Below are 248 nucleotides of genomic sequence, written 5' to 3' on the forward strand. Positions count from 1 at the left end.
GGCCGAGCAGCTTTGCGCAGGCCCAGTACAACGTCATCAACGCATTTATCCTGCTTGCGGCAGATGGCACACGCCAGCCCGTGCGCTGGTTCATGCGGCCCCACGCTCCCTTCCATGGCCTCTCCCCGGAAGAGCGGGCGCGATCCAGCCGTGATTTCCTGTTCGACGATATCAAGAAGCGGGTGGCACAAGCGCCCGTTCGCTGGGATCTGGTACTGCAATTGGCGCAGGCGGGAGATCCGGTCGAT

General features: G+C 62.9%; 1 pseudogene. It reads left to right on the top strand.

From position 1 onward, the window contains the following. A pseudogene (locus SB786_RS37180) lies at positions 1–248 on the top strand (catalase); the annotation flags it as partial.

It is taken from the genome of Burkholderia sp. SIMBA_062 (genome assembly GCF_046534765.1).
Taxonomy (GTDB): Bacteria; Pseudomonadota; Gammaproteobacteria; order Burkholderiales; family Burkholderiaceae; genus Burkholderia; species Burkholderia ambifaria.